At 57.7% G+C, this 26353-nt stretch carries 22 protein-coding genes; 20 read left to right on the top strand and 2 right to left on the bottom strand.

Features of this window, described 5'->3' with window-relative positions; genetic code table 11:
- Window positions 1-251: 251 nt before the first annotated feature.
- From WMQ00_RS05340 to WMQ00_RS05310, 7 genes are all read left to right on the top strand, one after another.
- Window positions 252-1202 carry a malate dehydrogenase gene (locus WMQ00_RS05340; protein WP_239204997.1) on the top strand — a complete coding sequence of 317 codons (951 nt, stop codon included), beginning with the start codon at window positions 252-254 and terminating at the stop codon, window positions 1200-1202.
- Window positions 1203-1282: 80 nt separating this feature from the next.
- The gene (locus WMQ00_RS05335) at window positions 1283-4003 is read left to right on the top strand and encodes a valine--tRNA ligase (RefSeq protein WP_340440746.1); all 2721 of its coding nucleotides are present in this window, start codon (window positions 1283-1285) and stop codon (window positions 4001-4003) included.
- Window positions 4003-5538 (top strand): bifunctional tetrahydrofolate synthase/dihydrofolate synthase, encoded by a 1536-nt coding sequence (folC, locus tag WMQ00_RS05330; RefSeq protein ID WP_340440745.1) that lies wholly within the window; start codon window positions 4003-4005, stop codon window positions 5536-5538. Before WMQ00_RS05335 ends, folC begins: the two co-directional genes overlap by 1 nt.
- On the top strand, window positions 5535-6047 hold the full coding sequence (locus WMQ00_RS05325) for a DUF4233 domain-containing protein (protein ID WP_023020930.1): 513 nt from the start codon (window positions 5535-5537) through the stop codon (window positions 6045-6047). The genes folC and WMQ00_RS05325 overlap by 4 nt, the downstream gene beginning before the upstream one ends.
- A gap of 55 nt (window positions 6048-6102) precedes the next feature.
- Window positions 6103-6414, top strand: coding sequence for a hypothetical protein (locus tag WMQ00_RS05320; protein WP_023020931.1), 312 nt, complete (start codon window positions 6103-6105; stop codon window positions 6412-6414).
- A gap of 78 nt (window positions 6415-6492) precedes the next feature.
- Window positions 6493-6903 (top strand): nucleoside-diphosphate kinase, encoded by a 411-nt coding sequence (ndk, locus tag WMQ00_RS05315; protein ID WP_005324068.1) that lies wholly within the window; start codon window positions 6493-6495, stop codon window positions 6901-6903.
- Window positions 6904-7064: 161 nt separating this feature from the next.
- A complete protein-coding gene (locus WMQ00_RS05310) occupies window positions 7065-8369 on the top strand; it encodes an exonuclease domain-containing protein (protein ID WP_200288734.1) in 1305 nt (434 codons plus the stop codon).
- A gap of 13 nt (window positions 8370-8382) precedes the next feature.
- Here WMQ00_RS05310 and WMQ00_RS05305 read toward each other — a convergent pair whose 3' ends face one another.
- A complete protein-coding gene (locus WMQ00_RS05305) occupies window positions 8383-8733 on the bottom strand; it encodes an ArsR/SmtB family transcription factor (protein ID WP_023020933.1) in 351 nt (116 codons plus the stop codon).
- Window positions 8734-8842: 109 nt separating this feature from the next.
- Here WMQ00_RS05305 and arsB point away from each other — a divergent pair, with 109 nt between their 5' ends.
- Window positions 8843-9907, top strand: coding sequence for an ACR3 family arsenite efflux transporter (gene arsB / locus WMQ00_RS05300; protein WP_239207916.1), 1065 nt, complete (start codon window positions 8843-8845; stop codon window positions 9905-9907).
- Here the strand turns inward: arsB and WMQ00_RS05295 are convergent.
- The gene (locus WMQ00_RS05295) at window positions 9904-10671 is read right to left on the bottom strand and encodes a hypothetical protein (protein WP_200288736.1); all 768 of its coding nucleotides are present in this window, start codon (window positions 10669-10671) and stop codon (window positions 9904-9906) included. The genes arsB and WMQ00_RS05295 overlap by 4 nt on opposite strands.
- 202 nt (window positions 10672-10873) lie before the next feature.
- Here WMQ00_RS05295 and WMQ00_RS05290 point away from each other — a divergent pair, with 202 nt between their 5' ends.
- The 12 genes from WMQ00_RS05290 to WMQ00_RS05235 all read left to right on the top strand — a co-directional run bounded on the left by WMQ00_RS05290 (window position 10874) and on the right by WMQ00_RS05235 (window position 26344).
- Entirely contained in the window at window positions 10874-14710 is a 3837-nt protein-coding gene (locus WMQ00_RS05290) for a translation initiation factor IF-2 N-terminal domain-containing protein (protein WP_340440744.1), read from the top strand.
- 226 nt (window positions 14711-14936) lie between these two features.
- Entirely contained in the window at window positions 14937-15242 is a 306-nt protein-coding gene (gene rplU, locus WMQ00_RS05285) for a 50S ribosomal protein L21 (RefSeq protein ID WP_005324077.1), read from the top strand.
- Window positions 15243-15284: 42 nt separating this feature from the next.
- The gene (gene rpmA, locus WMQ00_RS05280) at window positions 15285-15563 is read left to right on the top strand and encodes a 50S ribosomal protein L27 (protein WP_005324079.1); all 279 of its coding nucleotides are present in this window, start codon (window positions 15285-15287) and stop codon (window positions 15561-15563) included.
- 775 nt (window positions 15564-16338) lie between these two features.
- Window positions 16339-16398, top strand: coding sequence for a hypothetical protein (locus WMQ00_RS05275; protein WP_234288187.1), 60 nt, complete (start codon window positions 16339-16341; stop codon window positions 16396-16398).
- Window positions 16399-17819: 1421 nt separating this feature from the next.
- Window positions 17820-17999, top strand: coding sequence for a hypothetical protein (locus tag WMQ00_RS05270; RefSeq protein WP_023020937.1), 180 nt, complete (start codon window positions 17820-17822; stop codon window positions 17997-17999).
- A 36-nt stretch (window positions 18000-18035) separates the two neighbouring features.
- Entirely contained in the window at window positions 18036-18170 is a 135-nt protein-coding gene (locus WMQ00_RS05265; protein WP_023020938.1) for a hypothetical protein, read from the top strand.
- A 1804-nt stretch (window positions 18171-19974) separates the two neighbouring features.
- Window positions 19975-21507 (top strand): GTPase ObgE, encoded by a 1533-nt coding sequence (gene obgE, locus WMQ00_RS05260; RefSeq protein ID WP_200288738.1) that lies wholly within the window; start codon window positions 19975-19977, stop codon window positions 21505-21507.
- 60 nt (window positions 21508-21567) lie between these two features.
- Window positions 21568-22800, top strand: a complete 1233-nt coding sequence (gene proB, locus WMQ00_RS05255) for a glutamate 5-kinase (RefSeq protein ID WP_034660157.1) — start codon at window positions 21568-21570, stop codon at window positions 22798-22800.
- Window positions 22801-22833: 33 nt separating this feature from the next.
- Complete coding sequence (locus WMQ00_RS05250; protein WP_200288739.1) at window positions 22834-23763, top strand: D-isomer specific 2-hydroxyacid dehydrogenase family protein; 930 nt, start codon at window positions 22834-22836, stop codon at window positions 23761-23763.
- Complete coding sequence (locus tag WMQ00_RS05245; protein WP_200288740.1) at window positions 23763-24668, top strand: D-isomer specific 2-hydroxyacid dehydrogenase family protein; 906 nt, start codon at window positions 23763-23765, stop codon at window positions 24666-24668. The genes WMQ00_RS05250 and WMQ00_RS05245 overlap by 1 nt, the downstream gene beginning before the upstream one ends.
- Window positions 24668-25003: a hypothetical protein gene (locus tag WMQ00_RS05240; protein ID WP_023020943.1), complete on the top strand. Its 336-nt coding sequence runs from the start codon at window positions 24668-24670 to the stop codon at window positions 25001-25003. Before WMQ00_RS05245 ends, WMQ00_RS05240 begins: the two co-directional genes overlap by 1 nt.
- A 72-nt stretch (window positions 25004-25075) precedes the next feature.
- A complete protein-coding gene (locus WMQ00_RS05235; RefSeq protein ID WP_200288741.1) occupies window positions 25076-26344 on the top strand; it encodes a glutamate-5-semialdehyde dehydrogenase in 1269 nt (422 codons plus the stop codon).
- The last annotated feature ends 9 nt before the right edge of the window (window positions 26345-26353 follow it).

Genomic DNA, 26353 nt, shown 5'->3' with positions numbered 1-26353 from the left:
TCCTTTTCCCATCATGCCCGATTAGACACCCGTTGCGGGAGCTTCTTACCCATTGGGGGCGTTAATTTGGAGGTAAATGGGGGTAATTTAGCGCAACCTCAGCGAATATCCCCTCCAAAAGAGGGGGCCAGATTCACAGCGCGAGAGGCGGCGGTGGGGCTAAGCTCGGGGATGGGTACATTCCGTGGCGGTGCGAGCAGCCTGGCTCGCGTGTGCCGCCCTTGACGCAGCCATTGAGGAGGCTTTTAACCATGACTCAGCCCGTCAAAATCACTGTCACCGGTGCCGCCGGCAATATTGCTTATTCGTTGCTGTGGCGCATCGCTGCCGGCGATGTTTATGGCAAGGACACCCCGGTAGATCTGGCGCTGCTGGAAATCCCCGCTGCGGTGGGCAAGGCCCAGGGCGTGGCCATGGAGCTCAATGACTCCGCCCTGCCGTTGGTCAACTCGATTACGGTAACTGATGACCTAAAGGAGGCCTTTGAAAACACCTCTGCCGCCTTCCTCGTAGGCGCACGCCCGCGCAGCAAGGGTATGGAGCGTGCGGATCTGCTGGAAGCCAATGGTGCCATCTTCACCAAGCAAGGCAAGGCCATCAATGACTATGCCGCGCGCGATGTCCGCGTGCTTGTGGTGGGCAACCCAGCAAATACCAATGCTCTCATCGCTGCGAAAAATGCCCCGGATGTGGACGATTCTCAGTTCAATGCTCTTATGCGCTTGGACCACAACCGCACCTTGAGCCAGCTAGCGCTGAAAAGCGGCAAGTCCACCACAGATTTCACCAAGGTGGCAGTCTGGGGCAATCACTCCGCAAGCCAGTTCCCAGACATCACCTTTTCCAATGCCGAGGTGGACCAGGATTGGTACCGCGAAGAGATGATCCCCAAGGTAGCGAAGCGCGGTGCCGAGATTATTGAGGTGCGTGGCAGTTCCTCGGCCGCATCGGCGGCGTCGGCAGCTGTGGACCACATGCATGACTGGATTCATGGCACTGAGGATTGGCGCACCGCGGCGGTGCCCTCGGACGGTTCCTACGGCGTCGACAAGGGCCTTATCTGTGGATTCCCCACCATCTGCCGTGATGGAAAATGGGAAATCGTGCAGGGGCTGGAGCTTAGCGAGTTCCAAAAAGAGCGCATTGCAGCGTCTGTGGCCGAGCTGCGTGAGGAGCGCGAAGCCGTAGCAGACCTGCTCTAAAACCCACTAGGTGCGCACCACATACTCGGTGTGCACCCTGCCTAGATGAGCCGGTTGACGTGCAAGGTAGAATCGGCCAGGTGACTGAGCAAAATAATGAGCAATTAGTTGGTACCAACCGCGCTGATGCGCTGCCTAAGTCTTGGGAGCCGCAGGCCGTAGAAAAGGACCTCTATGAGGGCTGGGTAGAAAAGGGCTACTTCACCCCGGATGCCCATTCGGAGGCCGAGCCTTATTCCATCGTGCTGCCGCCGCCGAATGTGACCGGTCAGCTGCATATGGGCCACGCTTTGGACCACACGCTGATTGATTCCATTATCCGCCGCAAGCGTATGCAAGGCTACGCCACGCTGTGGTTGCCAGGAGCCGACCACGCTGGCATTGCTACCCAGACCAAGGTCGAAGCCAAACTCAAGGAAACCGAGGGCAAAAAGCGCTGGGACTACGAGCGCGAAGAGTTCATTGACAAGGTCTGGGAGTGGAAAGAACAGTACGGTGGCACCATCCAGAACCAGATGCGTGCCATTGGTGACTCCGTAGATTGGTCTCGCGAGCGTTTCACCTTGGACGATGGCCTCTCGCGCGCCGTGCAGACCATTTTTAAGAACCTTTATGATGAGGGCATGATTTACCAGGCTAACCGTCTGGTCAACTGGTCGCCGGTGCTGGAGACCGCCGTCTCTGATATCGAGGTTGTCTACAAGGACGTCGAGGGCGAGCTGGTTTCCATTCGCTATGGCTCGCTTAATGATGATGAACCGCACCTCATCGTGGCCACCACCCGTGTAGAGACCATGCTGGGTGACGTTGCCATTGCCGTTCACCCAGACGATGAACGCTACGCAGATCTGGTGGGCAAGGAGCTGCCGCACCCATTCCGCGATGACCTCAAGCTCAAGATCATCGCTGACGATTACGTCGATATGGAGTTTGGTACCGGCGCGGTGAAAATCACCCCGGCACACGATCCGAATGACTACGCGATGGGCACCCGCCACAACTTGGACATGCCTACCGTCATGGATACCACTGGCCACATTGCCAATACTGGCACCCGCTTCGACGGCCTGACCCGCGAAGAAGCCCGTGTGGAAATCCGCGAGGCGCTGCGTGAGCAGGGCCGTATTGTCAAGGAAATCCGTCCTTATGTTCACTCCGTGGGACACTCCGAGCGCTCTGGGGAACCCATCGAGCCGCGCCTGTCCCTGCAGTGGTTCGTAGACGTATCAAAGATGGCCAAGGACTCTGGTGCTGCTGTGCGGGAGGGAGATACCACCTTACATCCGCAGTCGCTGGAGCCGCGCTACTTTGAGTGGGTCGATGATATGCACGATTGGTGTATCTCTCGGCAGCTGTGGTGGGGTCACCGCATCCCTATTTGGTACGGGCCGGAAGGCGAAGATGGCCAGCGAGACATCGTCTGCGTCGGCCCCGATGAAGAGCCCCCAGCAGGCTACGAGCAGGATCCTGATGTACTGGATACCTGGTTCTCCTCCGCGCTGTGGCCATTTTCCACCCTAGGCTGGCCGGAAAAGACCCCGGATCTGGAGAAGTTCTATCCCACCAACGTGCTGGTCACCGCCTATGACATTTTGTTCTTCTGGGTAGCCCGCATGATGATGTTCGGTACTTTCGCTGGCTCTCATACCCCAGAGCTTTTGGGGGAGGGCACCGATGGTCGCCCGCAGGTTCCATTTAAGGATCTTTACCTGCACGGCTTGGTTCGCGATGAGCAGGGCCGCAAGATGTCTAAGTCTTTGGGCAACGGCATTGACCCGATGGATTGGGTGCGTGACTACGGCGCAGACGCCCTGCGCTTTACCCTTGCTCGCGGTGCCAACCCGGGTGTGGACCTGCCTTTGGGCTCTGATGCTGCAGCGGCCGCCCGTAACTTCGCCACCAAGCTTTTCAACGCCACCAAGTTTGCCCTCATGAATGGCGCCGGCGTAGCAACGTTGCCCAACCGCGACGAGCTTAGCGACGCCGACCGGTGGATCCTCGACCGCGCCGAAGAGGTCCGCGCCAAGGTGGATGCATACCTGGATGATTACCAGTTCGCTAAGGCAAACGAGCTGCTCTACCACTTCACTTGGGACGAGCTGTGTGACTGGTACCTGGAGATTGCAAAGACCCAGATCCCGCGGGATGGTGTCAGTGAACAGGGCCGCAATACCCAGATTGTCCTGGGACGCGTCCTAGACGTTGTCCTGCGCCTGCTGCACCCAACCATGCCTTTCGTGACCGAGGTGCTTTGGAAGGCTTTGACCGGCGGCGAGTCTATCGTCGTGGCACCGTGGCCCACCGTTGCCGATACCAATGGTGGCGCTACCAAGGATGAGGTGGCCGCCCGTCGCATTGCAGACGCGGATAAGCTCATTACCGAGCTGCGTCGCTTCCGCTCTGACCAGGGGGTAAAGCCTTCTCAGAAGGTCCCGGGCCGCCTCGACTTTGCCGCTGCTGACTTGTCGAACCAGGAAGAGCTGGTGCGCAACCTGGCTAATACCACCGATCCGGCCGAGGACTTCGATCCTTCCGCCTCCATTGAGGTACGCCTTTCCCAGGCCACCGTGGAGGTCACCCTAGATACCCACGGCGCTGTAGACGTGGAGGCTGAGCGCAAGCGCCTAGAGAAGGACTTGGCCAAAGCCAATAAGGAATTGGAGCAAACCGGCAAGAAGCTTGGCAATGAGAACTTCCTGTCCAAGGCGCCGGAAGAAGTGGTTAATAAAATTAAGCAGCGCCAGCAGATCGCTCGCGAAGAGGTTGAACGCATTACCAGCCGTTTGGAAGGCCTGAAGTAGTGGCGGAAAAGGACAAGGGCACAGAGGATTTTGAGATCGTCGATGCCCTCAAAGAAGGCACCGATGGCGGACCGGTGGAAATCACCGAGTCCGGCCTGACGCTCAATCTGGGCATGGGCGGCGAGGATGAGTACAACGAGGCCGCCCCACAGGAGGTTTCCGCCGCGGAGCTACGCGCCCTCGCGGAGGTTGAAGAAGAACTCAATGAGCGGTGGCCCGAAACCAAGATTGAGCCTTCCCTCGAGCGCATCGAGATGCTTATGGATCTGCTCGGTCACCCAGAGCGTTCTTTTGATGTCATCCACATCGCTGGCACCAATGGTAAGTCTTCTACCGCGCGCATGGTCGATTCGCTCCTGCGCGCTTTCCACCGCCGAGTGGGCTTGGTAACCAGCCCACACCTGCAGCGCGTTACTGAGCGCATCGGCATCGATGGCCAGCCCATTCACCCGCGCGATTATGTGCGCATCTGGCACGAGATCAAACCGTTTGTGGAAATGGTTGATGCCCAATCGGACGTGCCTATGTCTAAGTTCGAGGTCCTTGTCGGCCTGTCCTATGCTGCGTTTGCCGACGCCCCCGTGGATGTCGCTGTCGTCGAAGTCGGTCTCGGTGGGCGTTGGGACGCCACCAATGTGGTCAATGCGGACGTCTCTGTCATTACCCCAGTGGGCATGGACCATACGGATTATTTGGGCGATACGATCACCGAAATCGCCGGTGAGAAGGCTGGCATCATTAAGCCTCGCGAGGACGCTGATGATCCGTTGACCCCGAATGAAAATATTGTCGTTATCGCTGAGCAGGACCCAGAAGCCATGCGCGTCATCCTGCAGCAGGCCGTGGACGTCGAGGCGGGCGTGGCCCGCTCCGGTTCCGAGTTTGCCGCCCTCGAATCGCGCATTGCCGTCGGCGGTCAGCAGGTGAATATCCAAGGCCTCGGCGGCCTATACGAGGATATCTTCCTTCCCCTCCATGGCGAGCACCAAGCCAAGAATGCTGCCGTGGCCCTTGCAGCAGTAGAGGCCTTCTTCGGCGCTTCTGCCGGACACCCGCTGGATATCGCTACTGTGCGTAACGGTTTTGCCCAGGCGATTTCGCCCGGCCGCCTCGAGCGCGTACGTACCTCGCCCACGACGTTTATTGATGCCGCGCATAACCCCCACGGTGCCAAGGCTTTAGGCGCAGCGTTGGACCGCGATTTCGACTTCGCCCGCCTCATCGGTGTGTTGTCCATCTTTGCGGATAAGGACGCAACCGGCATTCTCACCGCGTTGGAGCCGTATCTGACCGAGGTAGTCATTACCCAAAACTCCTCGCCGCGGGCTCTCGACGCTTATGAATTGGCCGAGACTGCTCGCGATATTTACGGCGAGGAACGCGTCCACGTTGCCGAGGATCTTCCCGGCGCTTATGCCCAAGCCGTTGAACTTGCTGAAGACGCGGAGGTGCAATCCGGCTCCGGCATTATCATCACCGGCTCGGTCGTCACTGCCGGTGACGCCCGCGCGATGTTTGGAAAGGAACCTGCATGAGCCGCGACAATCACCACCCAGGCGGAGAGCGCCAACCCCGCCCGCCCCGCAGCAGCCGTGCCCGCGGCCGCGAGGAACATATCCCTGAAAGCGAGATCGGACCCCTAGGCATGGGCCAAGCCCCAGTCAAGGACCCACTTAAAAGCTTCAACGGGATGGTCATTGCCAGCTCCCTGACCATGGAGGCGCTCGCCCTATCCTTCGCACTGCCGATGCTGTACAAGCTGTATGACGGCACCCTGTGGACGCCTTTTAACTATTGCTTTGTCCTTGCCGCCATTGTCTTTCACCTAGTGATGATCGCGTTCATGAATAAGAAGTGGGCGCTAACCGTCATCGTGTGGGTGCAGCTGCTGTGCGTCATCTTGGGCTTTATGGTCCACTGGGCCGTAGCCGCCATCTTCATCATCTTCGGCTTGGAGTGGCTCCTGGCCGTTTACCTGCGCAGTAACCTCATCGCCCGCATGAAGCGTGGCTACCTCACCACGCAGCACCTCAACGAGAAATAGCACGGTAGCCTTGACGGCCTTCGGCGAGTGGCCAAGACGCGATAGACTGGCGGCCATGCGCACTCTCTATCTCGTCCTTGCCGCACTCGCTTGTGTTGCCGCAGTGGTAGCCCGTGCCGCTACGGGAACGCCGTGGCTACCGCTAGTCGCCCTCATTATTGGCGGCGTTTTTCTGGTTTTGGCCCTGCGGAGCAACTTCGAACCGGCCAAAGAAGCCACCTTCGAGGATTTGGATAAGGAACAGCGAGCGGAGCTGCAACGCCTGTTGGCTAATGGACAGTTTGGCGCCGCAGTAGGCCAGGTACGCCTGTGGTTCAGGGGGACTTCGCAGGGGCGCGCCGAAGAGATAGTTAAACAACTCGCATAGCCCTGGACCCCACACTTTTACCCCAAAGGAATACCCCAGCGCGCGACGCAGTCGGGTGGTTTCGGTACAGTGTGGGGCATGACTGAACGTACACTGATTCTCATCAAGCCGGACGGCGTAAAGAACGGCCACGTAGGCGAAATCATCTCCCGAATCGAGCGCAAGGGCCTGAAGCTGGCCGAACTCGATCTGCGCGTTGCTGACCGCGAGACCGCGGAGAAGCACTACGAGGAGCACAAGGATAAGCCATTCTTCGGTGACCTCGTCGAGTTCATCACCTCCGCACCGCTTATCGCTGGTGTTGTCGAGGGCGAGCGTGCCATCGAGGCATGGCGTCAGCTGGCCGGTGGCACCGACCCAGTTTCCAAGGCCACCCCGGGCACCATCCGCGGCGACTTCGCTCTGACCGTTGGCGAGAACATCGTGCACGGCTCTGACTCCCCAGAGTCCGCAGAGCGCGAAATCGCTATCTGGTTCCCGAACCTTTAAAGCCTTTATAGCGTTTCGTACGCACTTAAGCCCGAGCCACCGGCTCGGGCTTTATTCATAGCGTCACCTGGTCCCTCGTTATATGGGCAGCGAGCAGGAGCACAACACGCCTACACTGGTGCGGCTAAGAACTATTTTCAACAAGACGTAGGGAGGCGCATATGCGCGGCTACGCGGTCGTAGACATTGAGACCACCGGATTTTCCTATAAGCACGGGCACCGCATCGTTGAAATTGGCGTCGTGGAGCTATCGCCGGAAGGAGCAGTGCAGGATTCCTGGGAAACGCTCATTAACCCGCAACGCCATATCGCGGCCACGGAAATTCATGGCATTTCCGCCTCTGATGTTCTAGGCGCGCCCACCTTTGCGCAAGTAGCGGACAAGCTGGCTAATTCTCTCGAAGACCGCATATTCGTTGCTCACAATGCGGGATTCGATCGGACCTTTATTCAGTCCGAGCTGCTGGCTTGTCGCGCCTGTTCTGAAGAGGCGTTGCCGGCGATCGATACGGCCGTATTGGCACGCAGGTATCTTGGTCTTCCCAAGGTGAAGCTGGGGGATTGCTGCGCCCATCTGGGAATTCATAATGAGTTGGCACACTCCGCATTGGCGGATGCGATGGCCACGGCGCAACTATTCCAGCATTTCCTGGCCAATACCCCGGCAGCCCAAGAGAACTATATGAGTGAGCGATTGGCTGAGCAACAGCTGTATCGCAGCCTGGCACCCCACCCGGGTTGGGTGGAGCCGGCACTTCTCAGCCGCGCAGCTGCGGAATCCGCCAAGCAAGCGGCACAGTACGGCGGCTGGTTCGCCGGGCTCGTCGCACAACGTGAGACGCCATCGAATACGGCTGCGGAAGACTATTTCAAGCTTCTCGATGCCGCCTTGCTCGACCGCCGCCTCTCCGCCACCGAGCAAACCCAATTGCTGGCCTTTGCTCAAGCACATGGGCTCGATGAAGATGGTCTGCGCGAGCTGCATGAAGCCTATATCACGCTGCTGATTGAAGAAGCCTGGGCTGATGGTGTTGTCACGGCTGAGGAACGCGACATCCTGGCTTCTGTCGGCCGCGCCTTGGGGATCCCGGCTTCTGATATCGAGGCTGCCGTAGACCCCGACACCGCTCCACAGGCAGAAGGTCGGCATGGTGCCCCTAGTGAAGAGGCGCCGCAAGGTTCTGAAAAGGCCGGCAGTATTGGCGGACTCGCCAGCATGGGCGGCATTGTGGTGAGCGCTGGCGAGCGAGTAACCATTACCGGAGCTAAGGCCTACTCGACTGCGGAATGGGAAGAGTATTTTGCCGCGCACGGCGTGGAGATTGGCGGCCTAGCCAAAAAGACCAAGGTGCTCATCGCCGGTGACCCGGACTCGCAATCGGGCAAAGCCAAGAAAGCGAAGCAGTATGGCATTCCCATCGTTGCGGAAGACGTCGCCCGTGAGGTCATTCACTTCGCAGACTAGGACTGGAGCTCTCCTAATCGAAGGAGAGTAATTGGCGCAGCGTGCTGAAGGCTTCCTTTTGCACTCGATGGGTAACGGTACGGCCCGATTGCTGCTTGATTAAAAGGCCGGATTCCCTCAACTTGCCGAGGTGATGAGATACCGTCGGTTGGCTAAGCCCGGAGAGCTCGGTCAACTGCGTAACACTCATCGGGCCGCAGCCCTCATCACACAATATGGACAGCAGGCGAAGCCGGGCTGGGTCAGCAAGTACTTTAAATTGCTGGGAAAAGCGCAAGGAATCGCTCTGGCTGAGCGGGCCACTGCTCAGGGAGCAGCACTGCCCGTCGGGGGTGTTATCAGCATTGCTAGGGGAGGAGTCCATGCACACAGTATAAGGAGGCTGCTTCCTACTCCGTTATATTGACGAGTATCAATATGGGTGATTAAAGTACTGCCTTGAAATGTGAATTCCTCGTCGCGCAAGGAGAGCTATGGCCATTCCGCAAAGCCCAAAATTGTCATTTCTCGATAGATTCCTGCCCGTCTGGATCATCATGGCCATGGCTGTGGGGCTATTGATCGGCCACTTCCTGCCAGGTATTGGAGAAGCACTATCTGCCCTAGAGGTAGGCGGTATTTCTCTTCCGATTGCACTGGGTCTGCTAGTCATGATGTATCCGCCTCTGGCTAAGGTCCGCTACGAAAAGACCCGAGACATTGCTGCCGACGGCCGATTGATGGTGGTATCGATTGTGTTGAACTGGCTGGTGGGGCCTGCATTGATGTTCACCCTGGCGTGGATATTTCTTGCCGACCAGCCCGAGCTGCGAACCGGCCTGATTATTGTTGGGTTAGCCCGCTGTATCGCAATGGTCCTGGTGTGGTCCGACCTCTCCTGTGCCGACCGAGAGGCCACCGCTGTTCTCGTGGCTATTAATTCCGTTTTCCAAGTAGCTATGTTTGGCGTTATGGGCTGGTTTTACCTGCAGGTTCTTCCTGGTTGGCTAGGCCTGGATACCACCTCTGCTGATTTTTCTTTCTGGTCCATCGTCACGGCGGTTCTCGTATTTTTGGGAGTGCCACTGCTGCTTGGTGTCCTCTCACGGGTCTGGGGTGAGAAAGCCAAAGGCCGCGAATGGTTTGAAAACCGCTTCCTTCCGGCAGTATCTCCCTTGGCGATGATCGGCTTGCTATATACCATTGTGTTGCTATTCTCCCTCCAGGGAGAACAGTTGGTAGCGCAGCCCACGGCGGTGATCAAGGTTGCGATTCCGTTGGTCATTTACTTCGTTGGAATGTTTTTCCTAGCTTTGGGTGTGGCAAAGGTCGTGGGAATGAACTACGCGCAATCCGCTTCCGTTGCGTTTACCGCAGCTGGTAATAATTTCGAACTAGCCATCGCGGTTTCCATTGGCACTTTTGGAGCGGCGTCTGCACAGGCGCTCGCCGGCACCATCGGACCTCTCATTGAGATTCCCGTGCTCGTGGGACTCGTGTACGTCATGCTCTGGATAGGGCCGAAGCTATTTCCAGGAGACGAAAGCTTGCCGCGTTAACGCTTGCCCAATTGGTAGAGGCAACGAACCCCGGTCGGTGTGACGGTGTTTTGCCAATCCTTGGGCGCAGAGCGCAAGGCGATGCGGTCAAGTTTCACTAGGCCCGCCTGTGCCAATTCATCAAGGTTCTCGCATACTAGGTCGAGATCGACCTGCATGAATGTGGACAGGGCCTTAGCGGAGACCGTATTTCCCTGCACCGCGCCGGCGGCTATGAGGGCGGTGAGGGTGTCCACGTGGGCGTCGGCAAGCACTAGGCGAGCCTCGGTTACTCCTTCAAGCGGATCCTTTTCCAGGATCTTGTTAATGCGCCGCCGGCCAATCCGAAAGGATTGAGAAAACATTGCCCACAGCCCCAAAGGCAAGCCGCACGCCCACCACGCCCCTGACAGGACACCGGCAATGGGCGGGGCAAGTTCTACCTCCGGCACTAGCCCGGCTGCACTTAGTGGAGCCATGGCCAGCGGCGCGGCGATGGGGATAAGCGGGGCGATATAGGCAATGGTGGGATAGTCGCCCTCGCGATACTCCTCCCGCGCGGCGTTGATGCCGCGTGGGTAGTTGCGGATGAGGTGCACTAACCCCAGCACCGCAAAGATGGCAAAAATACCGGCTCCTACCAGCATATAATCCACGCCGGTGTTGGCGAATCCAATGGCAAAGCCGGCCGGTACGCCGAAGTAAAGCGCCGAGCGTACAGGGATTTCATTGCGCTGCCGATACTGCGCCAGCTCGCGGGCGGGGATTCGTGCTAGTTCTGCCACCCTGTCAACATAACACCGCCTGACAGCCTGGCTGCGTTTCTGTGACACAATGGTAATGAGCGCGTACGAGACGCGTAATAACTTAATACCCACAAACTTTTATAGCGCGCTAAATGCCTCGCGCGGCGGCGGTACAGTCCATGGCTGTGCCTGCGCCCGAGATAGCGCCTGAAACAGACGAAGTACAGGAGTAAGCCCGAACATGGTGGCACAGAACTCTCAAGAAACAACTGAAAACCTCAAGGCGGCGGCGTCTTTGGCCCAGAACTTGGACCGCGGCCAGCTCAAAGACAAGGTCCGCGTTTATGCCCTTGCCAAGCAGCTGGGGCTTGCCTCGCGCGATCTGGTGGCGCAGCTCAAAGACATGGGGCTAAAAAAGAGCGCGCAAAGCTCCCTCACCCGTGAGGAAGCAGGCCAGGTGCTCGATGCTGTGGCTCAAGCCGCGGCGCTTGGCGATGCCCCCTCTGGCGATACCAGCGAAGCCTCCACCGCCGCACCGGACACGGAGTCCGCAGACAATGCTGCTGTACCGCAGGAAGATAATTCAGGCAAGCAACCCGAGAAGAAGCCGGCGAAGAAGCGCGCCAAGCGCGCACGCAAGGCCACTCGCAAATCCGCAGCCCCAGTGTCCGAAGACTCGGCCGAGACCGACGCAGCGGGGGTGCAGCCCGCGGAAGACGAAGAACGCTTGCGCCACCGCGTGCGCAAGAACGTGGATAATGAGATCTCCCAAATCGAAGACAAGGTAGAAGAGTCACTCGCCAAGGCCGCAGCCGATACCGACTCAGCTGCCGAAGACGCCGCAGCGGCGGAATCCGCGGATGAGGTGGAAGAAGCGCCGGCGAGTGCACTCGATAACGGCACAGTTGATGCGGCGAAGCTGCACGAAGCGCTTGCGGAGGCCGGCGAGGATTTCGAGGATGACTACTACGCCCCGCACATTGTCCCGCGCGCTGAATCTGAGGAAGAATCCGGGCACTATGACTTTGCGCCGATCTTTATGGCCCCACAGCAAGATGATGCAGCGGCCTTCGCACTAGTTGCAGACGCTGCGGAGGAAGATTTCTTCGGCGATGACTCCGAAAGCGACGATGTTGCCGAGGAAGTGAGTGAGCAGCCGGGCTCCGGCCGTGGTTCTGGTAAATCCGAGGCTCGTCGTCGAGGTCGCCGCGGCGCCTCCCGCGGACGCGGCGCTAGCTCGAACCGTGAGGATCAGGCTACCGAGCCCGAATACATTGACGAGCCGAAGGCCATCCGTGGCTCCACGCGCATCGAGGCCCAAAAGCGCCGCCGCGCGGAACTGCGCGCAAAGGGCCGCACCCGCCAGCACATTGTTTCCCAGGCAGAGTTTCTTGCCCGCCGCGAAGCCGTGGAGCGCACCATGGTGGTGCGCGATAAGGAGCGCGAGGATGGTGCCGGAATCATCACGCAGGTGGGCGTGCTAGAAGATGACCTGCTGGTCGAGCACTTCGTTACCACCGAGTCCCAGGCTTCGCTGATTGGCAATATTTACCTAGGACGCGTCCAAAACGTCCTGCCTTCGATGGAGGCGGCCTTCGTAGATATCGGACAGGGCCGAAATGGCGTGCTCTACGCCGGTGAAATCGATTGGCGCAAGACCAAGCTGCATGGGCGCGCCCGCAAGGTAGAAAACGCCCTGAAGTCCGGCGATCAGGTATTGGTTCAGGTGGCCAAGGATCCAATTGGTCATAAGGGCGCGCGTCTGACCACCCAGATTTCCCTTGCCGGCCGCTACCTGGTCTATGTGCCAGGCGGCCGCAGCGCGGGCATTTCCCGCAAGTTGCCCGCCCCGGAGCGCAAGCGCTTGAAGGATATCCTGGGCCGCGTGGTGCCGGGCGATGGGGGAGCGATTATCCGCACCGCTGCCGAAAATGTCTCGGAAGAGGCGATCGCTACCGACGTCAATCGCCTGCACAGCCGGTGGGAGGACATCATCGCCCACGCCAAGAAGGAAAAGTCTTCCAAGGGCGCTAAGCCGGTGACCATGTACGAAGAGCCGAACATGCTCATCAAAGTGGTGCGCGATCTCTTCAACGAGGACTTCACCGAGCTCGTCGTCGATGGCAAGCGTTCGTTCAATACCGTCCGCGCCTACGTCGATTCCATGGCGCCTGACCTTGCGGATCGCGTGGTGCGCTTCCGCGCTAAGGACCACGGCGGGCAGGATGCCTTTGAGGTCCACCGCATTGACGAGCAGCTGCATAAGGCCCTCTCGCGCAAGGTATGGCTGCCATCCGGCGGCACGCTGGTGATTGACCGCACCGAAGCCATGACCGTCATCGACGTAAATACCGGCAAGTTCACCGGTTCTGGCGGCAACCTAGAAGAAACGGTAACCCGCAATAACCTCGAAGCGGCCGAAGAAATCGTGCGCCAGATGCGCCTGCGTGATTTGGGCGGCATGATTGTGGTGGACTTTATTGATATGGTCTTGCCAGAAAACCAGGACTTGGTCCTGCGCCGCTTGAAGGAGGCCTTGGGCCGCGACCGCACCCGCCACCAGGTTTCTGAGGTTACCTCTCTGGGCTTGGTGCAAATGACCCGTAAGCGCCTGGGCACCGGGCTGGTGGAGACCTTCTCTACCGAGTGCGAGTGCTGCCATGGCCGCGGGATCATCATTCACCAGTACCCGGTGGACGAGGCTGAGGACGATTCGCGCGCGAAGCACTCTGGGCGCAAGTCCAAGTCGCACAAAAAGCAGACTCATGATCCGCAGCAGCACCCGGCTGCGGTGGCGATGCATAAGCACGAGCTTGATGACGCCCCTGAAAGCGATTCCAAGCCCAAGCGCTTTAAGAAAACGCAGGCGCCGGTCTACGGCACCGAGAGCGAAGACGCCGCACGGGAATCCGCAAAGACGTCGCTGGAGGATCTCGTAGCTAACGTCGTTGTGGATGAGCGCGGTGCGGACGAGCCGCACGCTGATCAGAACACGCACAGCGGAGACCGAGACAGCGCTAAGGAGCGCGGACGCGGCCGTGGCCGCCGTCGGGCTCGCAAGCACACCCAGACTGAAGTATCCGATATCGAGGCCATCGCATACGCTGCGGCGGATAATGCTGCGGAAAGCGACGAGGTACAGGAATTTAATTCCTACGTCCCCGATGCGGATACGGACGCGGACTCGGGTGCCGTCGCTAAGGCCCACCCAGACGCTGGGGCGGGCTCCAAACGCGGCAAGAAGCTGCGCCGGGCGACCCGTCGCTCTAAGGCCACACGCGCTGGCGCAGGCAGCAAGCAGAAAGCCACGGCGTCTGCAGCAGGCAAGACCTATGAAGAGGCTGTGGCCGAGTTTGAGGCTTCCCCGCGCCGCAAGCGCCGCACACGCGGCAATTCGCGTTCTGATAGGCGTCCACAGCCGCAGGAATTCGCAGTTGCCGGTGAACAGGAGTCTGCCGTACCCAAGGCCGATCACGCGGTACCCGCATCCGATGGCGGTAACGCAAGCGAGGCCGCAGAACAACAGGGGCAGAAGGACTCGCGCGGGGAGCGAAAGGGCCGCCGGCGTGGTCGCCGTCGCACGGTGCGCACTCGACAAGCCCAAAGCCGTGTTTCCTCGCGCCTGCCACACGAGGTAAAGGAGAAGACGCAGGAGCACGAGCAGGCGGGCGGCTCGGCCGAGCAGCGACATGAAAAGGCCGTAGGCACTACGCGCGCTGGGCGCCCCGGCGGCAAGGGGCGGGGGCGTCGCCGTGCCGTGCGTCAGGCTGCCCCTAAGAAAGCCGTAGCAGAGAACCCGAAGGCAACGAAGGCCGAGTCGGGCCGTTCGACGCGACAGGAAGGCTCGCCGGAGCGCACCGGTTCTGGGAACCGGGCGGGCTCGAGCGATTCCAAGGTCTTGCGCCGTGGCAAGAAGAGGGCGGTGCGCAAAAAGGGGACGTCGGCAAGAGCGAGGGCCCCAAAAGCACAGGATAACGGTGCCCAGAAGCAGCCTGCGGCGAGCGGAGTCCACCCAGAAAAAGCCTCAGCTAAATCTGGGCGCGGGCGGCGCCGCGTAGCACGGCGAAGCAAGTCTTAGGGCTACGCCACGCGGGCACGAAAAGCGTGGTTTGTATTTTGTGCCCGCTACAGGGTAGTCTTTGACAGTCGCTGTTTAGTACTCACAGCGCTGGATCAGTCCGACACTCACTCAGTGAGTTGTACGGGCATGTTCGCGCGAGAACTAAACGCAATATGTAAGTGTCCATTCGGAACGCGGCCTCCCCGGTTGCTTCCGAGCGAGTTTAGATAAGGGGTAACCCTCTATGTACGCGATCGTCAAGACCGGCGGCAAGCAGTACAAGGTTGCTGAAGGTGACCTCGTCAAGGTCGAGAAGATCGAGGGTGAGCCAGGCTCTGCCGTAGCTCTCACCCCGGTTCTGCTCGTCGATGGCGCCGATGTTAAGTCCAAGGCTTCCGACTTGGAGAAGGTTTCTGTTTCCGCAGAAATCGTTGAGCAGGGTAAGGGCCCGAAGGTCGATATCCTGAAGTACAAGAACAAGACTGGTTACAAGAAGCGTCAGGGCCACCGTCAGCCTGTGACCACCTTGAAGATCACCGGTATCAAGTAAGCCTTAACCGGCTGTAATTATCCCTGAAGGAGGGAAAACCACATGGCACACAAGAAGGGTGCTTCCAGCTCCAGCAACGGTCGCGATTCCGAGTCTAAGCGTCTCGGCGTCAAGCGCTTCGGTGGTCAGCAGGTTAATGCCGGCGAGATCATCGTGCGTCAGCGCGGTACCAAGTTCCACCCAGGTGAGAACGTAGGCCGCGGCGGCGACGATACCCTGTTCGCGCTTGCAGCTGGCTCCGTTGAGTTCGGTATCAAGCGTGGCCGTCGTATGGTCAACATCGTCCCGGCTGAAGAGGTTGCTGCAGAAGCGACTGCTTAACTTCAGTCCGATTAGGCTAATCCTCGAGTCCGTCCCACAGCAGTGTGAAGGGCTTGGGGATTTTCTGTTGTAAAAGGGCTCTCGGATTCTGCTTCTCGGGGAACACCTGTTGTCGGTGGGGTTATTGTGTGGAGTCGAATTGGGTCCAGTTTCTCCTATTATGTCGCCGTTTGCAGCGTTGATCAGGTTGGTGGTTCATTCTGAGTGGCTGCTGGTGTGGATGGTTTAGCAAAGTCTGTTGCTTATCGGCCTGCTGGTGAGTTGGACTTGCCGCGCAATCATCGCAGGCGTACTAGCTGTGTGACAGTCAGGCGATAGCCTGATTGCGGCTTGAAGGTGTGGAACCGATGCATTTTGTGCGCCCGCTTTCCATAAGCTCTAGTCCGGTTTATCGGACTGGTAATGAGCTTGGGTTGTGGAAGCGCAATGCGCATGCTCGCGAAGATGTGTAACTACGCGCCGGTGTGGTTATATGCAACTGTGTGAATGTGTAGGTCTCAAAGATGTAGCTTTAGCTTGTGGAATTCATCCGCGTGATGTTGCTGATATGGACCAGGCGTTATTAAAATTTCCACTGGGCATGTGCTTTTGTCCCGGCTGGCCCGGATTTGGCGCTGTATAACAAGCTTATGTAGGTAATCCCGTATGTCGTTGGCCGCCAAGCAGCCCCAGGCCTGGCTATTCCACAAGAGCGAATTGATAGGCATATTTCTTCGCGTTATCTATCGGTAGAAAGCGTGAGCTCATCTTTGATCTTGACCGGCAGGGTAAAAGCGTGTGTGAGACAGCTCGGCGTTTTCAGCACTCTGCTAGCACTATCAGCAAGAAGCTTTAGCGTAACCGGGACGAGTTTGGGGTGTATCTTCCCACATATGCGCACCGTAAATCGGCGTCGAGTACGTTTACGCCGGAAGCGCAGGATTGATGCCAATCCACGTTTGCGTGAGACGGTCTGGGCGATGGTGAAAGATAGGTACTCGCCGCAGCAGATGTGCGGGTGGTTGCGTAGTTGCTATCCCGGTGATGAGGCTACGTACGTGTGTCCTGAAAGGAGCTATCAACCTTTGTTTTCCCAGGCTAAATACGAGTCGAAAAAGAAGTCGCTGCTGCACTACGTCGAGATCACGCGCAACGTCGACCTCGTGGCACGCGAAGCGCGCCCGCAAGCGGTATGTCGATCCTACGGTCATGATTTCCGACTGGGCGGTACCAGGTCTTTGTGTAGCTGATCTCATCCTAGGTGTTGATAACCAGTCTGCAAATGGGCGCTCAAGTAGAGCGAACCATACGCTATGTAGTGCCTCCGAAGTAAACAAAGGGTTTACTAAAACAATTGCTATCTTGAGTTCAGAAGATTATTGCACCACCTTGTTGTAGGACAGCGTTGTTGTAGCTGGGGTAGCTCGTTCCCTTTGACGTCTGAGTCAGATGGTAGCGGTCTGAAGGAGGTTAGCAAGAGAGACTTGCGGTATATGTGGCCGCTAGATCTCGTAACATACTCTTATATTTCTGTGTAGGCTGTTGGCATATAAGTAGGATCTTAACGGGGAGCGATGCTCATGACGTGCAGTGCATGGTAGGTATGGAGCAGCTGCCGTGTAGGTGGCGCCAATGCAGACTTGGTGAAGGATGTGGTCTACACCTGACGGGTTGTAGGCCAGCAGATGGAATCAAATAAAAATATCCCTACGTATAGTGTGTCGCAAGGGAAACCCTTGTTGTCTTAAGGGATCTCCACTGATTTCTGTAGAGAGCGGTCGCTCAGTTGGGGATTTGCGGCACGTCAGAAAGGATAAAAAGCTGATTTGCCAACGTGTAAAAGGCCCGCAGGAACATAATCGGAAGAGAAGCTATTAAGAAGAGCCAACTGTTCAGTGGAATAAAGCGTACAGATTAACCCCCTATAAGGGGGGGTATTGGGGGTGCTTGGGCGCTAGGTAAAAATAAAGACTTTTAAATTAGAACGCGGATAGTTAACCTACGCGTTTATCTCTTTTAACCTATCCTTCAATTTAATTGAAAGGCGGGCTACATAATCGCTGTTGAATTCCCAAAAGATGAGTATAGGCTTAACTGAGGCTGGGTTAGCATTATGATTTCCTAGTTGAAAGGGGGTGCAATTAGTTTGTGGAGCAGAATTTCTGTTGCGGAATTGTCACCTTATGGCAGAATACCTTTAGTGGGACGTGAGAGCGGTCCTGCAATCGAACCCTATCTGGGCTGAAAGTTCTCCAGAGGATACCGAGGAGTATGAGTATGAACTTTGACCTGTCGACCATCCAGGATTACCTATCCACCATCCAGCTTCACTTGGACAACTTCGTCAACACCCAAGAAGGTTGGTACAAGATTCTGTCCGGCGTGACCGAGATCTTCTCTGGCAAGAATCTTGAAAATGCTGTTGATGTGATCAACCCGCTGTCCGAGTCCGAATAAAATAATTCAAGTATCCTAATTCCTGAAGGAGTCAAAATGTCCGAGCTATCCAGCGTTGTGTCCGAGCTATCCAGCGTTTCCAATACAGTCGTAGAGGTTGTTAAGGCTATTGTTGAGCCGTTTGTAAATATTGCTGACGGCGCTTCCCAGCTCATTGGTATGTTCGTTTAAGAACCTGCCAAAGTAGACCGCAGGTGTCAAAAGGATACTTGGTCTACTGCGTATTTACCCCATTTGCCTGACTAGCAATGTTGCTTAGGGCAAGTGGGGTAAATTTTTCGGTACTGAAGTGGCCCGAGTTTTGTTCCTGGCTTTTGCCTTGGGGTTTTATTATTTCCTGTGGTGGGTTCTGGTTTGGATAATTCGGTTTCCGTCTCGGCTGGGTCTGGGTGTCTTAAATTTTTCGTGGAGCTTGGTTTTGTTCCATCACGACACCATTTGGGTTTTGGAGGTTCCGCATCGGCAGCATTATCACATACTGTGAGTATGGATGAGTTCATGGTTGTAGGAACCATTAAAATTTTTCGGCTAGAGCATTGTCGTAAGAGTTCCCGACAGTTCCGGTGGAAGGAGTGATTCCTTGCCGGGGAAGCTGTTTGTTGTAGACAACGTAGTCTTACAGCAAGCCGGGGTAGGAATGGTGCACCGAACCTGTTTTTCTTTGGCGGATAAGATCACTGGGTTGAAAGCATGCAGCGGCAATGCTTCGGTGCGCATGGATTTTGATTACGACGATCCGGCAATGTGTTGAGTAAACGTATAAGTGACAATCGCGGTGTACACAAAGCCTTTCTTTGTGCGCGCGGTTGTTATGTCGGTCATCCACAGTTTGTAGGGGCATTGGGGTTTAAACTCATGGTTGGCTAGGTTTGGCGCAAATTTGGCGCGTTGGGCTTGCGCGTTGTTATAGGTGAGCGTCCTTTGCCTTGCCAGAATTGTCGGCCAAGCGCATCAGCCGGGAGGTTTGTTCACGCTCGAGTATGCCCCGCTGGTCTAAAGCTCGGCGGAAACACCGATTTCCTTAGCCACATAAGATACCGGGCGCTCTTACTCGAATACTAGGTTCGTGGCTTTGCGCCGATATTCCGGCGTGTACTTCTTGCGCTGTTAGCTCACAATGATCATTTTCTCCTACGGGCACAAAATCCGTACGAATAGGGTCCACTAAACGAGTGGTAATCTCATAGGGATATCAATGTGGCTGGGCTGTAGTTACTGTCCGCTGTCTTTGTACGGCTCGTTGCGGTAATTGTCGGTTTCGGCGGCAGTTTTAGTCTCTGGTCATTGCGGTTTGTAACGTGCGTCGAACTAGGTTATTGGCAGCCGTGGTGGTCGTTTCTAGGCTGTCAATGTGTTTCGCAATTTTAGGGTGGGCAAGAAGCTTCTTATCAATTGCATGAGTCGTGGTCTTATAAGCTTAGATCTGGTCGTGTCGCAGTAGTCATTCTGGTCTAACTCTTCATGCAGGTTGGGAATCTGCCTACAAACCATCAGACACTCTCTATTGTCCACATGTCTCTTTGCTCAAAAGAATTTGCGGCCTTTTGCAAAATATCTTGTTGTTCGTGCAACTCTATGATTTTCTACCTGGCGGATTCGCTCGAAATTGGCCCTCACCCATAGGCAATATCGCGCAAAGCTCTAGTGCCGGAACGTTTGCTGGTGCCGTGTTAGTGGGCCTGAAAATAAAGGCGGGAACGTTTTCAACAAACCTCGCTGAAGCTGAAGGAAGCGGGCGACTTCAATGTACTCTGAGCGGACCATAGCACCACGTTTGAGTTGTTCGGAGTATTTAGGCATGGTGGTACAGTTCATTTCTTCTCCACCAAGCGGGGTACTAGGTGTCTACCTAGCAAAATCCAAGTCCTCCTAATAAGAATATTCAATATTCACATTATGTTAAACGGTTGGAGTCCAGCCCAGGATACGCATTACACTGAGTAGGACAACTATTCAATGCACGGAGGATTTGACCATGGCACGTTTTATTGACCGCGTTGTCCTGCACCTGCAAGCAGGTGACGGTGGACACGGCTGTGTGTCTGTCCACCGCGAGAAGTTTAAGCCATTGGGTGGCCCGGATGGTGGCAATGGTGGTCACGGCGGTGACATCATTCTCGAGGTCTCTGAACAAATCCATACGCTTATGGATTTCCATTACCGCCCGCATATTAAGGCGCAACGCGGCGGCAATGGAGCCGGCGATATGCGTAATGGTGCTCGCGGCGAGGACCTGATTTTGGAGGTCCCGGCGGGCACGGTGGTCCGCACTGAAAAGGGCGAAACCTTGGCGGACCTTACCGTTCCGGGAACGCGGTTTGTGGCCGCAGAAGGCGGCTTCGGCGGACTAGGCAATGCGGCATTGGCCTCAAAGAACCGCAAGGCACCGGGTTTTGCTCTCCAGGGTGAGCCGGGCCAGGCCCATGATCTTATCCTCGAGCTGAAGTCCATGGCGGATGTAGGGCTGGTGGGCTTTCCATCGGCTGGTAAGTCCTCGCTTATCTCGGTTTTGTCGGCCGCGAAGCCCAAGATCGGTGATTACCCCTTTACTACGCTGCAGCCGAACCTGGGCGTGGTGGATATGGGAGATAGCTCCTTTACTATCGCGGACGTGCCGGGGCTTATCCCAGGCGCGGCCGATGGCAAAGGCCTAGGCCTGGATTTCTTGCGCCACATTGAACGCACGGCGGTGCTTGCCCATGTGGTCGATACTGCCACCATTGAGCCCGGCCGTGATCCCGTTTCCGATATTGAGGCGATGGAAAGTGAGCTGGCAAAATACCAAGGGGCTTTGCAGGAAGATACTGGTTTAGGGGATCTGCGTGAGCGCCCCCGCGTCATCATCTTGAATAAAGCAGATGTGCCTGAGGCCGAAGAGCTGGCGGAATTTGTCAAGGGTGATCTGGAAGAGAAGTTTGGCTGGCCTGTCTTTATTATTTCGGCCGTCGCTCGCAAGGGCCTGGATCCGCTGAAGTTCCGGCTCATGGATATGGTGACCGAGCATCGCAAGGCCCAGCCATTGCCAAAGAAGGATAAGAACCACACCGTTATCCATCCCAAGGCCCAGGGCCATAAGAAGCATACCGGTGTATTTGCTGATTTCACCGTGAAGGCCGACCCTGAGGTCGAGGGTGGCTTCATTGTTGAGGGCAAGAAGATTGATCGCTGGATTACCCAAACTGATTTTGAAAATGATGAGGCAGTGGGCTTCTTGGCGGACCGCTTGGCCAAGGCCGGCGTGGAGGAAGAGCTGCGCGAGCAGGGCGCTGTGGAAGGCTGTCCGGTGACGATCGGCGGCATTACCTTCGAGTGGGAGCCGATGACTGGCGGTGATCCGACGATGGCCAGCCGCGGCGAGGACGCCCGTTTGAAGGGCACTAGCCGCGTTTCCGCCGCCGAGCGCAAGCGTGCCTCTCAGGCACGCCGTGGTCTTATCGATGAATACGATTACGGCACCGACGAAGAGGTCACTCGCGAGGGTGCTAATCGGGATAGGTGGCAAGGCTAGCTCGGTAGGCCCCCTCTTCTTGGGGTGTATAAGAGGGGGCGCTTTGTAGACTCGGTTGGCATGTCTTCTGATCAACAGAAAGAGCCCATCCTTCCACTTCCGGTAGAGCCTTTTGACGGGCCTACCGCCGATACTCCCTTTCCAGAACCGCTCGATGAGAACCCGGTAGCGTCCGGTTTTGAATCTGAACTTCGCCACGAGATCGCGCACGCCAAGCGCGTCGTGGTCAAGATTGGTTCCTCTTCTCTCACGGATGAGAATTTCCGTGTTTCACAGGAAAAGATTGATCACATCGTCGATGCCGTTCATGCGCGCATGGGCCGCTCCGATGTCATTATCGTTTCTTCTGGTGCGGTCGCCGCCGGCATGGGGCCGCTCGGGCTGCACCAGCGTCCCACCGATCTGGCTACCAAGCAGGCCTCCGCTTCTGTAGGCCAGGTGCACTTGGCCTATGTGTGGGGCCAGTCCTTTGCTCGCTATCAGCGCACCATCGGCCAGGTTTTGTTGACTGCGTCAGATACTGGTCACCGCGATCGCGCCCGCAACGCGCAGCGCACCATTGATCGCCTGCGCCAGCTGCGTACCATTCCTATCGTCAACGAGAACGACGCCGTGGCTACCTCGGAGATGCACTTTGGCGATAACGATCGCCTCTCCGCGCTGGTGGCCAACCTGGTGGGTGCTGATGCGCTCTTCCTCTTCTCCGATGTGGATGGCCTGTATGACAAGAACCCGGCCGAGCCGGACGCTAAGTTCATCGATGAAGTGCGCACCGGCAAGGACTTGAAGGGCGTTGTAGCTGGCGATGGCGGCAAGGTGGGCACCGGTGGTATGGCCACCAAGGTCTCTGCAGCCCGCCTGGCAACCCGCGGCGGCATTCCGGTGCTGTTGACCTCCACGGATAATATTGGCCCCGCGCTTGCCGACGCCTCTGTGGGCACCGTCTTCCACACCCGCGAGGAACGCCAGCTTTCCGCCTGGAAGTTCTGGGCACTTTACTGCGCAGATACCGGCGGAGCCGTCCGCCTCGATGAAGGCGCTAAACAAGCCGTGACCGAGGGCGGTAATTCACTGCTGGCCGTGGGCATTACCGATGTGCAAGGCGAGTTCACCAAGGGCGAAATCATCGATATCCTCGGTCCGAATGGCGAGGTCATCGGACGTGGCGAAGTCCGTTTCGACTCCGAGGAACTGCACGGTATTAAGGGAAAGAAGATGGAAGAACTTCCTGAGGAGCAGCGCCGCTCAGTTGTTCACGCCGATTACCTCTCCAACTTCGCCTCCCGTATTTAAACCCAAGTCCCTGATTCCCCGTATGGTTGGGGCATGAAATATTTCATGGGTCCGGACACCTGGCAACCGATGGTAGAAGATATCGAGGCTGCCGGGCACGAACGCGTAAATAGCCTCGAAGATGCCGAGGTCTACATCAACAATGCGCCCAACCCGCGCCGCATCCCCGAGATGCCGGAGAACATCGGTTGGGTGCAGCATTGTTTTACCGGCGTAAACCAGCTCATTGATGCCGGCGTCATCACCCCAGACGGCGTACCGTGGTGCAATTCCGCCGGCGCTTTTGCCCAGCCGGTGGCCGAATCTGCACTTGGCCTGGCACTTTCACAGGCGCACCACCACAAAGCCTTCGCCCAGGCCGCTTCGTGGTCGGTAGCGCAGGAGCTGGATAAAACCCAGGCGTGGCTTTATAACCAGCAAGGACCGAAGAAGGTAGCGATCTTTGGCGCTGGGGGCATCGGCAAGCAGCTTATTATGCTTCTTAAACCGTTTGGAGTGCACATTACCGCGGTCAATCGCTCCGGCCGCTCGGTGGAAGGCGCCGATGAGGTCGTGCCCATGGATAAGGCCGACCACGTGTGGGGCTCGGCCGATTTCATTTTCTGTATCCTGCCTGCGACCAAGGACACCGAGGGGTTAATCGATGCCGCCGCCTTCCGCGCGATGAAACCCTCCGCCATCTTTATCAACGTCGGCCGTGGCAGCACCGTAGTAACCGACGATCTAGTGGCGGCCCTGCGCGATGGTGAGATCGCCGGCGCCGGGCTGGAAGTTATGGATCCCGAGCCACTGCCTGATGGCCATCCGCTCTATGAACTGCCCAATTGCACCATGACGCCGCACATGGCTGCTTCCGCGCACGTGGCGCAGTACCACCTGGGCGCTATCTTCAACGCCAATGCCGCGGCGTGGGAGAGGGGAGAGGCTATGCCCACCCGCGTCGATGTGGAGGCCGGCTACTAATGAAGTACGCGATGTTACCCACCCCGTGGGAAGAAACCCTGCAGGCACTCGATGCAGCCGGCCACGAGCGTGCCCCACTGGATGACGCCGAGGTTCTCATCTTCAACGGCGGTCCGGACGACTTCCCACAGCCCCTGCCACCGAGCGTGGGCCTGGTGCAGGTCCCCTTCGCTGGGGTGGATCACCTGCTCGACGTCATGCGTGATACCACCGCCCGCTGGTCTAATGCCGCCGGCCTGTATGACGCCACCGTGGCGGAATCTACCATTGCGCTCCTGCTCGCCCACTTGCATGCGCATAAGCGCGTGGGGACTAGCTGGTCTAACCGCGATGAGGTTGAGGCTCATACCAGCTTCCTTTTTGAAGATAAGACGGTAGCGGTGGTGGGCGCCGGGGGCATCGGCAAGCGGCTTATTCGTATGCTGGAAGGCTTCGGACCACGCATAATCGCGGTCAATCGCTCCGGCAACCCAGTGGAGGGTGCCGATGAAACCTTCGCCACCGCCGATATTGAGCGCGTCTGGCCAGCCGCCGATTATTTCGTGGCGCTTGCGCCGCTAACGGACGAGACCCACCGGCTTTTTAATGCCGCTGCCTTCCGTGCCATGCCCGATCACGCCGTGATTATTAACGTTGGCCGCGGACCACTGGTGGACACCGATGCTCTAGTCGAAGCCTTGCGGGCAGGAGACATCGCCGGCGCTGGCTTGGATGTCACCGACCCTGAGCCGCTGCCCGATGGGCACCCACTGTGGGACATGCCTAACGTGGTCATCACCCCGCACCTGGCCAACCCTCCCTATTCGGTGCGCCGGCGCATCGGCTCGCATACAGTACAGGTCATGGAGCGCTACTCCGCAGGTGAAGCAATCCCCACGGAAGTCGATATTCAGGCGGGTTATTAATGGACAACGCCGCCTCACAAGACGGTTCTTATCAAGGGAGCTCTTTTAATCCCACCGAAGCCGAGGTCGCGGATATGAAGGAGCGCCGGAAGAAGGTACAGGCGGTCGATTATGCTGCCTGGGCGGCCACCATCCTTTCCGTTGTGCTCGGCTATTTCTTCTTCCACTGGTCCTATTTTTGGGTTATCCCGATTATCTGTTTTATATGCTCGGCCGGAGCCCGCCACGTTTATAACTTGAGCTATTACGAAGAGGAATACCTCATGTTCGAGCGGAAGGACGAGAAGCGCCGCCGCCGGGCATCCGACAAGCGGAGCCGCGAGCTCGGCCAATAAGGACACCACCGTGCGGGTGCTTGCCGCCCAACTGGCTGAAAAGCGCGCGGCCTTTCGTTAGGCTGGTATGACATGAGCAACACTGAACGCGAAGAAGTTCTGTCCAAAGCCCGTGCTGCCAAGGAAGTCGCGCCCGTTGTGGCGCAGCTGTCCACGCCGCGCAAGAATGAGATCTTGCAGCGCGCAGCCGACAACCTCATTGCCCACACCGAAGCCATTCTCGCCGCCAATAAGCAGGATATCGATGCCGGCCGCGAACGCGGCATGTCCGAGTCCCTTATTGACCGCCTGTCTCTCGACGCCGCGCGCGTGGAAGGCATTGCCGGCGGCCTGCGCCAGGTAGCTGGCCTGCAGGACCCGGTAGGGGAGATCCTGCAGGGGCGCACCATGGATAACGGAATCCAGATGAAGCAGGTGCGCGTGCCGCTCGGTGTCATGGGCATGGTCTATGAGGCCCGCCCGAACGTCACCGTGGACGCCTTCGGTTTGGCCATCAAGTCCGGCAATGTGCCGCTATTGCGTGGCTCCAAATCCGCCCGCAACTCCAACACCAAGCTGGTAGAAATCTTGCAGGATACCCTCGTTGAGTTTGACCTGCCGCGCGAGGCCGTGCAGCTTTTGCCGTGCGAGACGCACGATTCCGTCCAGGACCTCATTACCGCCCGTGGTCTGGTGGACCTGGTTATTCCGCGTGGTGGCGCAAAGCTTATTGAGGCCGTCGTTACCGGCGCCACCGTCCCCGCCATTGAGACCGGCACCGGCAATTGCCACTTCTACGTGGATGCCTCTGCAGACATTGATAAGGCCATCGACATGGTCATCAACGGCAAGACCCGCCGCACCTCCGTGTGCAACTCCACGGAGTGCGTGCTTATCGACGCCGCTTTGGATGACTCCGTCAAGCTCCGCATCATCGCCGCGCTGCAGGATGCTGGCGTGACCATCCACGGCGACGTCGCCGAGCTCGAGGCCTTCGGCGTCAAGGATGCCGTGCAGGCCACCGATGAAGACTGGCGCGAGGAGTCACTATCTATGGATATCTGCGCCAAGGTGGTCGACGGCGTAGATGGCGCCATCGCGCATATCACCGAGTTCACCACTGGCCACACCGAGGCCATCGCCGCGCAAGACGCCGATGTCCTAGTGAAATTCGGCAACGAGGTGGATGCCGCCGCGGTGATGCTCAATGCCTCTACCGCCTTCACCGATGGCGAGGTCTACGGCATGGGCGCCGAAATCGGCATTTCCACCCAGAAGCTGCACGCCCGTGGCCCAATGGCGCTGCCGGAGCTCACCTCTTCTAAGTGGATCCTGCAGGGTACAGGTCAGACCCGTCCATAATTCTCCCCG

This window comes from Corynebacterium sp. KPL2825, from assembly GCF_037908445.1.
GTDB lineage: Bacteria > Actinomycetota > Actinomycetes > Mycobacteriales > Mycobacteriaceae > Corynebacterium > Corynebacterium kefirresidentii.
This window is presented reverse-complemented; position numbering and strand designations above follow the sequence as displayed.